Source organism: Desulfosalsimonas propionicica (assembly GCF_013761005.1).
In the GTDB taxonomy this organism is placed as follows: Bacteria; Desulfobacterota; Desulfobacteria; order Desulfobacterales; family Desulfosalsimonadaceae; genus Desulfosalsimonas; species Desulfosalsimonas propionicica.
Genome location: NZ_JACDUS010000001.1, coordinates 162,935 through 175,542 on the forward strand (window position 1 = coordinate 162,935; position 12,608 = coordinate 175,542).

General features: G+C 56.4%; 12 protein-coding genes. 11 read left to right on the top strand and 1 reads right to left on the bottom strand.

Translation table 11 applies throughout. The features are described from left to right. Position 1 precedes the first annotated feature (1 nt). The 7 genes from HNR65_RS00755 (at position 2) to mutL (ending at position 7,072) form a co-directional block, all read left to right on the top strand. Entirely contained in the window at positions 2-694 is a 693-nt protein-coding gene (locus tag HNR65_RS00755) for a hypothetical protein (RefSeq protein WP_181549538.1), read from the top strand. A 95-nt stretch (positions 695-789) separates the two neighbouring features. Beyond that, the gene (gene argS / locus HNR65_RS00760) at positions 790-2,460 is read left to right on the top strand and encodes an arginine--tRNA ligase (RefSeq protein ID WP_220128239.1); all 1,671 of its coding nucleotides are present in this window, start codon (positions 790-792) and stop codon (positions 2,458-2,460) included. A gap of 19 nt (positions 2,461-2,479) precedes the next feature. Beyond that, positions 2,480-3,163, top strand: a complete 684-nt coding sequence (locus tag HNR65_RS00765) for an SPOR domain-containing protein (protein ID WP_181549539.1) — start codon at positions 2,480-2,482, stop codon at positions 3,161-3,163. Positions 3,164-3,229: 66 nt separating this feature from the next. Then, positions 3,230-3,517, top strand: coding sequence for an Asp-tRNA(Asn)/Glu-tRNA(Gln) amidotransferase subunit GatC (gene gatC, locus HNR65_RS00770; RefSeq protein WP_181549540.1), 288 nt, complete (start codon positions 3,230-3,232; stop codon positions 3,515-3,517). Between the two features lie 27 nt (positions 3,518-3,544). Beyond that, positions 3,545-5,023 (top strand): Asp-tRNA(Asn)/Glu-tRNA(Gln) amidotransferase subunit GatA, encoded by a 1,479-nt coding sequence (gatA, locus tag HNR65_RS00775; RefSeq protein ID WP_181549541.1) that lies wholly within the window; start codon positions 3,545-3,547, stop codon positions 5,021-5,023. Positions 5,024-5,071: 48 nt separating this feature from the next. Next, positions 5,072-5,260 carry a hypothetical protein gene (locus HNR65_RS00780; protein WP_181549542.1) on the top strand — a complete coding sequence of 63 codons (189 nt, stop codon included), beginning with the start codon at positions 5,072-5,074 and terminating at the stop codon, positions 5,258-5,260. A 21-nt stretch (positions 5,261-5,281) separates the two neighbouring features. Next, the gene (mutL, locus tag HNR65_RS00785) at positions 5,282-7,072 is read left to right on the top strand and encodes a DNA mismatch repair endonuclease MutL (protein WP_181549543.1); all 1,791 of its coding nucleotides are present in this window, start codon (positions 5,282-5,284) and stop codon (positions 7,070-7,072) included. A 516-nt stretch (positions 7,073-7,588) separates the two neighbouring features. Here mutL and gatB read toward each other — a convergent pair. Beyond that, on the bottom strand, positions 7,589-9,019 hold the full coding sequence (gene gatB / locus HNR65_RS00790) for an Asp-tRNA(Asn)/Glu-tRNA(Gln) amidotransferase subunit GatB (RefSeq protein WP_181549544.1): 1,431 nt from the start codon (positions 9,017-9,019) through the stop codon (positions 7,589-7,591). A 585-nt stretch (positions 9,020-9,604) separates the two neighbouring features. Between gatB and HNR65_RS00795 the strand changes: the two genes are divergently transcribed. The 4 genes from HNR65_RS00795 to HNR65_RS00810 all read left to right on the top strand — a co-directional run bounded on the left by HNR65_RS00795 (position 9,605) and on the right by HNR65_RS00810 (position 12,575). After that, on the top strand, positions 9,605-9,799 hold the full coding sequence (locus tag HNR65_RS00795) for a DUF2065 domain-containing protein (RefSeq protein ID WP_181549545.1): 195 nt from the start codon (positions 9,605-9,607) through the stop codon (positions 9,797-9,799). Continuing rightward, on the top strand, positions 9,796-10,881 hold the full coding sequence (queA, locus tag HNR65_RS00800; RefSeq protein ID WP_181549546.1) for a tRNA preQ1(34) S-adenosylmethionine ribosyltransferase-isomerase QueA: 1,086 nt from the start codon (positions 9,796-9,798) through the stop codon (positions 10,879-10,881). The genes HNR65_RS00795 and queA overlap by 4 nt, the downstream gene beginning before the upstream one ends. A gap of 31 nt (positions 10,882-10,912) precedes the next feature. Next, entirely contained in the window at positions 10,913-12,028 is a 1,116-nt protein-coding gene (gene tgt, locus HNR65_RS00805) for a tRNA guanosine(34) transglycosylase Tgt (protein ID WP_181549547.1), read from the top strand. Between the two features lie 325 nt (positions 12,029-12,353). After that, a complete protein-coding gene (locus tag HNR65_RS00810; RefSeq protein WP_181549548.1) occupies positions 12,354-12,575 on the top strand; it encodes a NifU family protein in 222 nt (73 codons plus the stop codon). The last annotated feature ends 33 nt before the right edge of the window (positions 12,576-12,608 follow it).

Below are 12,608 nucleotides of genomic sequence, written 5' to 3' on the forward strand. Positions count from 1 at the left end.
GATGATGCCCAAAAACCACCCCACACATCTGAGCGACATTGAAGCCCTGGGCAAAATCTATCGGCTGTATGACGACTACATGAACAGCTTATCTTTTGCCTGCGAAAAATTCTGCGCCGAGTGCTGCACCACTGCCATGACCCTGACCAGCCTGGAAGGACGGTTCATTGATCATTTCTTAGACAGGCAGAAAAAGGCGGTCTTATACCAGCAGATGCGCGGCCATGTCCATACCCCCCGGTATCAGCCGGCCCTGACCACCAACGGCTATGCCCAAACGTGTCTGGAGAACAAAACCCCGGCCGAAAAAGCCCCGCCGGAACCGTCTTTGCCCTGTCCTTTGCTGGAAAACGACCTGTGCGCCATTTATTCGATCCGCCCGTTTGGATGCCGGTGCATGGTTTCTTTCTCCAAATGCCGGAAAACCGGCAGCGCACATATCGATGAGCTGACATTGACTGTCAACACCCTGTTTCTACAGGTCATCGAGCACCTGGACCAATCCGGTTTTTTTGGCAGTCTCATTGACGTAATGCTCTGCCTGGAGCCTGATCCCGCGCATATGACCAAAAAATGCGTCACCATACCCAACCGGCCCGTCACCCAACTGATGATCCCCCCGGAACATCGGGAAAAAATCCAGCCTCTGCTCGACACCCTAAACCACATCCTCTCGCGCACCGTCCAAGGGTAACGCCCTGCAATGACTCCTTGACTTGGCCTGAAAAAACACTTAAAAGTTTAGATTTTACCATTGCTTAAACTCATTGCAAGGACAGTTGCAGGCCCATGATCAAACAACGCGTAAAACACATGGTACTTGACGCCGCCCGCACCGCCCATGCGGCCGGGGTCCTGGCATCAGACGATTTTCCGGATATCACCCTGGAAGAACCCAAGATCGGTGCTCACGGCGATCTGGCGACCAATTTCGCCATGGCCGGGGCCGCAGCCCAGAAAATGGCCTCGCGCAAAATCGCTGAAGCTGTTGTGGACCATATCACCGACCCGGATGACCTGATCGAAAAAACCGAAATCGCAGGGCCCGGGTTTATCAATTTTTTCATCCGCCCGTCGGCCTGGCTGCCGGTGATCCATGAAATCCATCAGCAGGACACGGCCTATGGGGCCGCAGACCTTGGCGGCGGACAAAAGGTCCAGGTGGAATTTGTCAGCGCCAATCCCACCGGCCCCCTGCACATCGGCCACGGCCGGGGAGCGGTGGTGGGCGACAGCATAGCCGCGCTGCTGGATTTTTGCGGATACCGAGTGGAGCGGGAATACTACATCAATGATGCCGGCCGCCAGATCCTGACTTTGGGCGGATCCGTGTATCTGCGCTGCTGCCAGCTTGCCGGGCAGAACGTGGAATTTCCCGAAGATGCCTACCAGGGCGATTATATCAAAGACATTGCCCGATCCGCGATAGCGGAAAAAGAACAAAGCCTTTTTGACCTGCCCCGGGACAGGGCTGAAAAAGAGCTTGCCGGACTGGCCGCAGAACAAATCCTGGCCGGCATCCGGCAGGATCTTGAAAATCTGGGCGTTTGTTTTGACCGCTGGTACAGTGAGCAAACCCTCTATGATACCGGCAAGGTGGAAGCGGCCATCGCGTTTTTGAAACAAAAGGACCTGATTTATGAGCACGAAGGGGCCCTGTGGTTTTGCGCCACCTCGTTCGGAGACGAAAAAGACCGGGTTGTGGTGCGCCAAAACGGCCAGACCACCTATTTCGCCTCAGACATTGCCTATCACCTGGAAAAATACGAGCGGGGATATGATCGGGTCATTGATGTATGGGGCGCGGATCATCACGGGTACGTGCCCCGGCTGACAGCGGCCATCGCGGCCATGGGCAGGCAGAGCAGCCAGTTTACCGTCATTCTGACCCAGCTGGTCAATCTGCTGCGAAACGGCCGGCCGGTTTCCATGTCCACCCGGGCCGGTCAGTTTGTCACCCTTAGCGACGTTATCAACGAAGTGGGCCGGGATGCAGCCCGGTTTATTTTTCTGACCCGGCACCATGAAAGCCCCCTGGATTTTGACCTGGAGGTGGCCAAGGCCAAAACCAATGACAACCCGGTGTATTACGTGCAGTATGTACATGCCCGGATATCAAGCATATGCAAAAAGGCCGCAGACGAAAGCCCGGGTGTGCAAAATACCCCGGAATCCGCGGATCTGCAGCGGCTGAGCGAAGCCGAGGAAATCGCTTTGATCAAAAAGATGGGAAAATACCCGGAGGTTATCTCCGGTGCCGCCGCCCTCATGGAGCCCCACCGGATCGCCTACTATCTCATGGACCTTGCGGCATTGTTTCATGCCTATTATAATAAGCACCGGGTCCTTACCGATGACACAAAGCTGAGCACGGCCCGCCTGCATCTTGTGGTGGCCGTGCAGAAGGTGATCCGAAACGGCCTGAAACTTCTCGGGGTCAGCACTCCGGAAATCATGTAGCAGGGATTGAAAAAAAATCATGGGCGGCAGTTTTCCCAAAACCGATTCCTTCAGCAGCTGCGGCAGTACTTCCGGCTGGGTGCTGATGATCTTTATTGCCTCTGGATGCATGTTTATCCTGGGGGTCCTGGTTGGGCGCAATTCCGCGCCGCTGCATTTTGACATGCAGCACCTGGATGAAAAACTGTCCCAGCTGCAAAGCAGCGTGCTCTCCGAGCCCGGAGAACAGCAGGGCACTGACGGCGGGCTTCCGGATGACATTTCCTTTGAATTTTACGACCGGCTCAGGGAAAAATCAGAGATCGATGAGCATGCCCAGGGACGGCCCAGGGTGCTGGCACCAAAATACCCAAAACCGGATCTGGCAGAAAGCAGGCTCCAGCCGCCCCGTGCCAAACCGGCCGCCGAGCCGGTGCCGGCCCAGCCTGCTTCAACGGAAGTGACCGAGCCGGATTCCAGGAAATTATTCGCCATCCAGGTGGCATCCCTGCGCGACAGGCAAAAAGCCGAAACCGTAAAAAACAAATACAAGGACAAGGGCTATCCCGCTTTTACCCAGAAAGCCGCAGTGGAAGGCCAGGGCCGTTGGCACAGGGTGCGCATCGGCCCCTACACGAACCGAAGCCAGGCGGAAAACGACCTGATCCGACTCCAGAAAGCCGGCGTGGATGCCATGCTTCTGCCCCATGAGCCCGGATTTTGAAAGGCTTTCAGGCGGGGGGCCGGCGTTTAAGGGAAAAGCGGCAATAGGGGCCCGAAAGGAAAATCCATGAAAATTTCCAGAGAAGAAGTGGCGCACGTGGCCGCACTGGCCCGGCTGACCATCGATGAAGGCGATGTGGACAGCTTTGCCCGAAACCTGGGAGATATCCTGGCCTATGCCGAAAGTGTAAGCCGGGCCGACACCACGGGTGTGTCCCCCACGGCCCATGCCGTGGAAATCTGCAATGCCTTCAGACAAGATGAAGTGGCCGGCCATCTCGATGCCCAAAACACCATGGCCAACGCCCCGGAATCCGAAGACGGCAGCTTTGTGGTCCCAAAGGTCATTGAATAGTCATCCAGCAACAGAAAAGAGCGGACCATGACATCAACCAAACTATATGAACTGACCATCCATGAAGCCGGAGGGCTTCTGGCCAAAAGGCAAATCAGCGCCCGGGAATTAAGTGATGCGGTTTTCGACCGCATCCGGCAGCTGGACACGGAAATCGGCGCTTATATCACGGTGGCCAAAGATGCGGCCAGACAGCAGGCCAAACAGGCCGATGCCCATATCCGGGCGGGAAGCGCCGGCCCGCTTACGGGAATCCCGCTGGGCATCAAGGACCTGATCTGCACAAAAGGGATTGCCACCACATGCGCCTCCCGGATGCTGGCCGATTTTGTGCCCCCGTACAACGCCACGGTCATGGAGAAACTTTTTTCCGCGGGCGCGGTCATGACGGGCAAACTCAACATGGACGAATTTGCCATGGGCTCGTCCACGGAAAATTCCGCGTTTCAGATCACCCGCAATCCCTGGGACCGATCCCGAACCCCGGGTGGCTCCAGCGGGGGCTCTGCTGCGGCCGTGGCAGCCGACATGTGCCTGGGCGCTCTGGGATCGGACACCGGCGGCTCCATCCGACAGCCTGCGGCCCATTGCGGGGTGGTGGGGTTAAAACCCACCTACGGCCGGGTCTCGCGCTACGGGCTGGTGGCCTTTGCCTCGTCTCTGGATCAGATCGGCCCCCTTGCCAAGGATGTCACGGACGCAGCCATTCTGCTCGGGGCCATTTCCGGCCATGATCCCAAAGATTCCACCTGCGCCAAAAATGACGTGCCCGACTACACAGCCGGGCTGGATGCCGGGGTCAAGGGCCTGACCTTCGGCATTCCGGTTGAATACCAAAACGCCGGGGGCATGGACCCCGGGGTCAAAGCGGCGGTGGAAAAGGCGGTTGCCCAGCTCACCGATGCCGGTGCCAAATGCGTGGAGATCTCCCTTCCCCAAACCGAGCATGCCGTGGCCGCCTATTATTTGATCGCCCCCGCAGAGGCAAGCTCCAACCTGGCCCGCTATGACGGGGTCAAGTACGGATACCGGCACAAGGAGGCCGGGGGTTTGAAGCAGATGTATGAACAAACCCGCTCCAGGGGTTTTGGCCCGGAGGTCAAGCGGCGGATTCTGCTGGGCACCTATGCCCTTTCAGCCGGTTATTACGATGCCTATTACAAAAAGGCCTCCCAGGTCAGGACCCTGATCCGAAACGATTTTGCCGCTGCATTTGAAACCTGCGACGTCATTGTCTCCCCCACGGCCCCCACGCCGGCGTTCGGGCTGGGAGAGAAAACCGATGACCCGCTGCAGATGTATCTGTCTGACATTTTCACCCTGTCAGCCAACCTGGCCGGCATTCCCGGCCTATCGCTTCCGTGCGGGTTTTCCGAAAGCGGACTGCCCATCGGCCTGCAGATGATGGCCCCGCACTTTGCCGAAGCCAGACTGTTGCAGGCGGCATACGCCTTTGAGCAGGCCGCCGGGGTCTGCGGTCAAAAACCGGATCTGCCGACGGCTTAAAAACAGCGCTTAACACCAGAAGCAAACCCGAAAAGGGGGAAAATCCTGATGCAGCCCAAAAAGGAAGATTTACGAAAAGCGGTAAAATGGATCAGCCAGGTCAAAAAATACGAACGCCCGGATGCGCCCAACCAGGACCTGGTGGAGGAGGCATCCAGAAACTTTGATCTTTCGCCCACTGACACCGAATTTCTGTATCGTTTCCTGCGGGGCGAAGTCGATGCCCCCGGCCAGTAACCCGCCCGGGGGTCTATGGAAATGACAGCCATCCGCATTTTGCCGGAAATTTTGTCCAACCAGATCGCTGCCGGCGAGGTGGTGGAGCGGCCGGCCTCCGTGGTCAAGGAACTGATGGAAAACGCCATTGACGCCCAAAGCGGCCGGATCCGGGTGGAAATCGAGCAGGGCGGCCGGTCCCTGATCCGGGTCTCTGACAACGGCGCAGGGATGGACCAGGACAATGCCCTGCTCTCCATTGAGCGTTATGCCACCAGCAAGATCCGGCACGCCGAAGACCTGCACGCCATTTCCAGCCTGGGATTCAGGGGCGAGGCCCTGCCCAGCATTGCCGCGGTTTCCCGCTTCCGCATGGTCACCCGCAGCCGGCAGGCCGATACCGCCACCGAGATCATCGTCGACGGCGGAAAAATCAAGGCCGTCAACCAGACCGGGGCCCCGGCCGGCACCCTGATCAGTGTCAGCCAGCTTTTTTTCAACACCCCGGCCCGGCGCAAGTTTTTAAAAACCGTGAACACGGAAATGGGCCATATTTCCGAAACCATTGCCTGCATTGCCCTTTCCCGGCCCGATATCGGATTCCAGCTTTTGCACAACAAAAAGCCGGTCCGGGACTGGCCCAAAACTGCAGAGCCGGCCGAACGGGTGGCCGATGTCCTGGGAAGCCAGTTTTTACCCCTGCTCTATCCCCTGGAATACAAAGACAGCCGCGCCCGGATCTCCGGCTGGGTGGCCGATGCCTCTGCCACCCGGAGTTCCACGGCCCGGATCTACGTGTTTGTCAATGGCCGGTTTATCCGGGACCGGGGCATTATCTACGCCCTTTGCGAAGGCTTTCGGGGGCGGCTCATGAAGGGGCGTTTTCCGGTGGCGGTGGTATTTCTGGATCTGCCGGCAGAAGAAGTGGATGTCAACGTGCACCCGGCCAAGCAGGAAGTGCGGTTTTTGCATCAAAAAGACGTGCTTGGGGCCGTGCGCAGGGCTGTTGAAAACACCTGGCAGCGCCCGCAGACACGCCCTGCGGCCCGCATGGAAAAAAAGGGATTGCCGTGGGAACAGACAAGCCTGTTTGAGCCAAAAACCGCATACCAACCCCTTTCACAGAGACCTGAATCCGCCCCCGCACCTTCTCCTGAACCGCAAACCCGGGTTCACGACCCGATTTCTTTACAATCCCCGGCTGAAACTTCTCCCGAGGCCGCCCCGGTGCCGCATGAATTCGGTTTTTTTGCAGATGCGGCCATCATCGGCCAGTTCCGAAACACTTACATTATCTGCGAAAGGCCCGATGAACTGCTGCTGGTGGACCAGCACGCCGCCCATGAGCGCATCGTATACGAGCAGCTGGCCGCTGCGGGCAAAAATCACGCAAGACCCCCGGTCCAGCGGTTGCTGATGCCCGAAACCGTGGAGCTCACCTACCGGCAGGCCCCGGTCATCGAGCAGCTACTTGGAGAATTTAACGCCATGGGCTTTGAAATCGAACCTTTCGGGGACCGAACCTTTGTGGTCCAGGCCGTGCCGGAAATGCTCGGAGGTGAGGGCATCGGCCGGCTTGTGGCCGACATGGCCGAAGCCGCGGAAACCACGGGGGCAGCCCCGGAGCTTTCCCGGCTCAAAGACAAATGCCTCATTGTCATGGCCTGCCACGGCGCCATCCGGGCCAACCAGAGACTTGCGCCCGAACAGATGGCCGCCCTGCTCAAAGATCTCGATGCCTGCCAAAACCCCTTTCACTGCCCCCACGGCCGGCCCACGGTAATCCGGTGGCCGGTTTCGCACCTGGAAAAGCGGTTTCACCGGATCGTATGAAAATCCGTCATTTGTCAGGAAGGAAGTCCAGGGTCGGCGCCGGTTTTTTCGCCCCTGGACTTCCTTGGAAGGGTTTCTGTCGGGCCAGCCCACGGGACCGGGCATGAAAACAACGCTTTTTAAGACTTGATGCTCTCGTAAAAGTCTGATTTTAGATGGTGGCGTAAAAAGTTCAAGATCAAGGCTTGCGCAATTTCGAAGAATGCAGCGTAGTTATCCGTACGTGAAATTCTGAGAAATTGCGCATAACGCAGATATTGGACTTTTACGGTGCCATCAAGACTTGGATGTGTTCCTTCCGACTCCCTTGGTGTGAAACTTTGCACACAGCCGGCCATGATGCCGGCCCGGGGGTGATTTGCGAGTCGCATTGAGCGCGCAGGCGGTCAGCAGGGAGCAAACCGCCACCGGGCCGGCATCATCCGAAGGAGGCGGCGCGCAAAAGGGGTTTCCAAGCGGAAATCAAGCCTTTGGGAGGCTCCTGAAGCGCGGAAATTGGCTTTCCCGCAGCCGGGGTCAGCCAAGGCGCTTTTTTAAGACCTCGTTGACCACCTGAGGATTGGCCTTGCCCCTGCTCTCCTTCATGACCTGGCCGACGAAAAATCCCATGAGCTTTTTCCTGCCCTGTCGGTATTTTTCAGCCTCATCCGGATGATCAGCCACCACCCGGTCCACGATCGCCTCGATTTCCCCATGGTCGCTGACCTGCACCAGGCCCTTTTTTTCAACAATGGTTTTGGCCTCATCTTCAGAGTCCGCCATTTCATCAAACACTGTCTTGGCGATCTTGCCGCTGATCACCCCGGTGTCGAGCAGCTCGATAAGACCGGAAAACCGGCTTGCGGATATGGGCGATTCAGTAATATTGATACCCCGGGCGTTTAACAGGCCCGTAAGCTCGCCCATCATCCAGTTGCTCACCAGCTTGGGCCGGTTGACAAGCCCCAGGCACTGCTCGAAATAATCGGCAAACTCCCGGGATGCGGTCAGGACCCCGGCGTCGTATTCCGGCAGGCCGAAATCAGCGATAAACCGGGCCCGCCGCTGGTCCGGCAGCTCGGGCAGGTCTTTTTGGACCTGGTCAATCCAGGTGCTGTCAATGACCAACGGCACCAGATCGGGATCGGGAAAATAGCGGTAGTCGTGGGCTTCTTCCTTGCCCCGCATGGATATGGTGCGCCCCTTGTCCGTATCCCAAAGCCGGGTTTCCTGGACAATTTCCCCGCCTTGTTCCAGGACCTCGATCTGGCGGTCGATTTCCCAGGCCAGAGCTTTTTCCACAAACTTAAATGAGTTGAGATTTTTTAACTCCGTTCGGGTGCCGAATGGCTCCTGTCCCTGCGGCCGGACCGATACATTGGCATCACAGCGAAAACTGCCTTCCTCCATGTTGCCGTCTGAAATATCCAGATAACGCAAAACCGCCCGCAGCTGCCGCAGATAGGCCCCGGCCTCTGCAGGAGAACGCAGATCCGGCTCGGATACGATTTCAATCAAGGGCACGCCGGTGCGGTTGTAATCCACGTAGCTAACGGGCCGGGCCGGATCATGGATGAGTTTTCCCGCATCTTCTTCCATGTGAATGCGGGTGATGCCGATGCGCCGGGTGGTGCCGTCTTCCAGGGAAATGTCCACGCAGCCGTTTCTGGCAATGGGCAGCTCGTACTGGGAAATCTGATATCCCTTGGGCAGGTCCGGATAAAAATAATTCTTCCGGGCAAACCGGCTGGTGCCCTCCACCTGGCAGCCCGTGGCAAGGGCCATTTTCATGGCATATTCCACAACAGAGCGGTTTAAAACCGGCAAAACACCGGGCATGCCCAGGCATACCGGGCAGACATGGGTATTGGGCGGGGCGCCGAATGCAGTGGAGCATCCGCAGAATATTTTTGTCCGGGTTTTGAGCTGGGCATGGACTTCAAGGCCGATGACGGGTTCATAGCGCATGTGGCAGATCCTTAACCTGTTTGCATAAAATTTAATGAGCCTGTAAAAAGCTTTTTACCGCGCCCGCTGTTTTTGCAGGAAGGAAGTCTATGTTACAGGCAGCGTTAAGTTTGAGTGGTTCCAAACCCCTTATCTGCCATGGCTGCAAATCTTTTTCAAGTCCCGGACGGTTTTATTTTTGACAATCCATAAACCCGGCAGATATAATAAACAATTTAAATAATACAGCAACTCAAAGATGACCAAATCGGTTTTTAAGTAACTTCGTTCACGGTTCAAAAAAATAAAACCAAAGCTTTTAAGCATGCGGCAAAAAGTTATTTGCAGTGTTCGGTCCCGGGCGGCGGCCCAGGGGAAACGCTTTCAAGGAAGCCCAAGGGCTGGGTCGGTTTTTGAAGCGACATTGAGCGTTTACGGAAAAATTCAGCAAATGCCGAAGCGTAAAAATTTCAAATTGTTTGAGGCCAACAGGCCGAGTTTTTGAAATTTTAGCGAAGGCATTTGCTGAATCCGTAAACGGTCAGGAGCGAAAAAACTGACCCAGCCCTTGGGCTTCCTTCCTGACAACCATCAAGGATACTATCTATGGATTTTTTTCTGTGTGTCATCGGCATGGTCATGATTATTGAAGGCTTGCCCTATTTCGCCTTTCCTGACCGGATGAAGGAAATGATGGCCCGGGTGCTGGAACTGCCGGATCAGACCCTGCGCATTTTCGGATTCGTGCTCATGTTCCTGGGCCTGATTCTGACCTATATCGGCCGGAGTTATTTCAAATGACCCCAAACAATGTCACGCCGGAGCAGAACCCCTATGACATTGACGCCTATGATTATGATCTGCCCGAGGCCTTAATCGCCCAGCACCCGGCAGACAGCCGCCAGGATTCGCGCTTGCTGGTGCTTTCCAGGGCGGACGGAACTACAGCACACCGGCGCTTCTGCCAGCTCACGGATCTTCTTTGTGCCGGTGATGTGCTGGTGGTCAACAACACAAAAGTGATTCCGGCGCGGCTGTTCGGGCACAAGACCTCAGGGGGCAAAGTCGAAGTGCTGCTCATTGATTACGCCGGCAGAAAACAGACCGGCACCCGCCCGGACCGGTTTGAATGCCGGTGCCTGATCCGGGCCTCAAAGGCCCCGCGGCCCGGCACCCGGCTTGTGTTTGATGACCACCTGCACGCAGAGGTAATCTCAGCTGAAAACGGCACCTTTCTGGTGGAATTTACCTGCTCGGCCCTGTTTGAAGAAATCCTGCACAAAATCGGCCATGTCCCGCTTCCGCCCTATATCCGCAGAAACGGGCAGAAACACGACAGGCATGCCTATCAGACCGTGTATGCCGCGGAAAACGGGGCTGTGGCCGCCCCCACCGCAGGCCTGCATTTTTCTGCCGACCTGCTGGAGCAGATCCGGCGAAAGGGGGTGGAAATTGCTGAAATCACCCTGCATGTGAGCTACGGCACCTTCATGCCGGTGCGCGTCACAGACATCCGCGAACATCAGATGCACACAGAGCACTATGAAATCAACGCGCCGGCAGCAGACCGGATCAACGCGGCCCGGGCCTGCGGCCGCAGGATCGTGGCCGTGGGCACCACATCTGTGCGCACCCTTGAATACGCGGCAGACGATTTCGGACGGATCCAAAGCGGTGCCGGGCAATGCGATCTGTTTATTTACCCGGGATACCGGTTTAAGATCGTTGATGCCATGATCACCAATTTCCACTTGCCCCGGTCCACCCTGTTGATGCTGGTATCGGCATTTGCCGGAAAAGACCCTGTCATGACGGCCTACCGCGAAGCCATTGCCGAAAAATACCGGTTTTTCAGCTATGGCGATGCCATGTTGATCCAATAGACCAAAACCTGCACCTGGAAAAAACTAGCTTATGTCTGTTTTTGCCATTGAAACCCAAAGCTCGGATACCCGGGCGCGTACCGGATCCCTTGCCACCGCGCATGGCATTGTGAAAACCCCGGTATTCATGCCCGTGGGCACTCTGGGCACGGTCAAAGCCCTGTCCCCGGAAGAAATTTCGGCCTGTGGGGCGCAAATCATCCTGGGCAACACCTATCATCTTTATCTGCGGCCCGGCTGCGATGTCATTGATATTTTTGCGGGTCTGCACGGGTTTATGAACTGGAACGCCCCGATTCTGACCGACTCGGGCGGATTTCAGATCTTTTCCCTAGCCAAAATGGCCAAAATCACCACAGACGGTTATGCCTTCCAGTCCCATATTGACGGCTCCCGGCATTTGATCTCCCCGGAAGATGCCGTGGACATCCAGCTCAGGCTCAACTCCGATATTCTCATGTGCCTGGATCAGTGCATTTCCTATCCGGCAGAGGAAAAAGAGGCACAAGGCGCCCACGAACTCACCCTGGACTGGGCCTCCCGCTGCCAAAAGCAGATACAGGCAAGAAACCCGGGGCAGAACCTCTTGTTCGGCATTGTCCAGGGTGGGATGTATCCGCACCTGCGCCGGCTCTCGGCCCGGGGCCTGGCGGAGCTGGATTTTCCCGGCTATGCCGTGGGCGGATTGAGCGTGGGCGAGCCTGTGGCCCTCATGCATGAAATGGCCCGATCCACCCTGCCGCTTCTGCCCGAAAACAAGCCCCGCTATGTCATGGGCGTGGGCCGGCCCGAGGATCTTGTGGAAATGACCGGGTTTGGGGTGGATATGTTTGACTGTGTCATGCCCACCCGAAACGCCAGAAACGGCCAGCTTTTCACCGCCTTTGGCAAAATCAACATCAGCAATGCAAAATTCCGCACCGACACCGGCCCCATCGAACCCGGCTGCACCTGCTACACCTGCCAAAACTTTTCCCGGGCCTACCTGCAGCACCTGTACCGCACCCGGGAAATACTGGCCTACCGCTTAAACACCATCCACAACATCCATTACTACACCGCCCTGATGGGGCAAATGCGTTCGGCCATTGAAAAAGATCGGTTTTTAACCTTCAGGGACGACTTTTACCGCAAAAGACACCCGTAAAAACAGATTCCATGGCTTTGCCAGAAATCGGCATACATTGGCAATTGTACCCCAAAGGCCTGTCTGAAAAATATCATTTGCAAATCAATGGAATCTGGCTTATACTTTAATGGCATCGTAAAAAGTCTGCTTTCAGATGGCGCCGTAAACAGTTCAAGATCAAGGCTTGCGCAATTTCAAAGAATGCAGCGTACTTAGCCGTACGTGAAATTCTGAGAAATTGCGCGTAACGCAGATATTGGACTTTTTACGGCGCCATCATAATTTAACCCTTGAAAAAACAAGTGGTTAATCCAACACTGACAAACGCATAAGGAGACAAGAGATGAAAGAACAGGTACAGGCAGTAATTGATAAAATCCGTCCATCGTTGCAGGCAGACGGCGGGGACGTGGAACTGGTGGATGTAGAGGACGGCGTGGTCAAGGTCAGGCTTCAGGGCGCATGCGCCGGATGCCCCATGAGCCAGATGACGCTGAAAAACGGAATCGAGCGGCTGGTAAAAAAGGAACTGCCGGATATCAAGTCTGTTGAATCCGTGCAGTAAGGCCACACTTGACACAACCCGAAGGGATCACAG

Excerpts from the sequence above, each read along its gene's own strand:
- HNR65_RS00755 (WP_181549538.1), top strand. The coding sequence starts at position 2 with ATGATGCCCAAAAACCACCCCACACATCTGAGCGACATTGAAGCCCTG.
- argS (WP_220128239.1), top strand. The coding sequence starts at position 790 with ATGATCAAACAACGCGTAAAACACATGGTACTTGACGCCGCCCGCACC.
- HNR65_RS00765 (WP_181549539.1), top strand. The coding sequence starts at position 2,480 with ATGGGCGGCAGTTTTCCCAAAACCGATTCCTTCAGCAGCTGCGGCAGT.
- gatC (WP_181549540.1), top strand. The coding sequence starts at position 3,230 with ATGAAAATTTCCAGAGAAGAAGTGGCGCACGTGGCCGCACTGGCCCGG.
- gatA (WP_181549541.1), top strand. The coding sequence starts at position 3,545 with ATGACATCAACCAAACTATATGAACTGACCATCCATGAAGCCGGAGGG.
- HNR65_RS00780 (WP_181549542.1), top strand. The coding sequence starts at position 5,072 with ATGCAGCCCAAAAAGGAAGATTTACGAAAAGCGGTAAAATGGATCAGC.
- mutL (WP_181549543.1), top strand. The coding sequence starts at position 5,282 with ATGACAGCCATCCGCATTTTGCCGGAAATTTTGTCCAACCAGATCGCT.
- gatB (WP_181549544.1), bottom strand. The coding sequence starts at position 9,019 with ATGCGCTATGAACCCGTCATCGGCCTTGAAGTCCATGCCCAGCTCAAA.
- HNR65_RS00795 (WP_181549545.1), top strand. The coding sequence starts at position 9,605 with ATGGATTTTTTTCTGTGTGTCATCGGCATGGTCATGATTATTGAAGGC.
- queA (WP_181549546.1), top strand. The coding sequence starts at position 9,796 with ATGACCCCAAACAATGTCACGCCGGAGCAGAACCCCTATGACATTGAC.
- tgt (WP_181549547.1), top strand. The coding sequence starts at position 10,913 with ATGTCTGTTTTTGCCATTGAAACCCAAAGCTCGGATACCCGGGCGCGT.
- HNR65_RS00810 (WP_181549548.1), top strand. The coding sequence starts at position 12,354 with ATGAAAGAACAGGTACAGGCAGTAATTGATAAAATCCGTCCATCGTTG.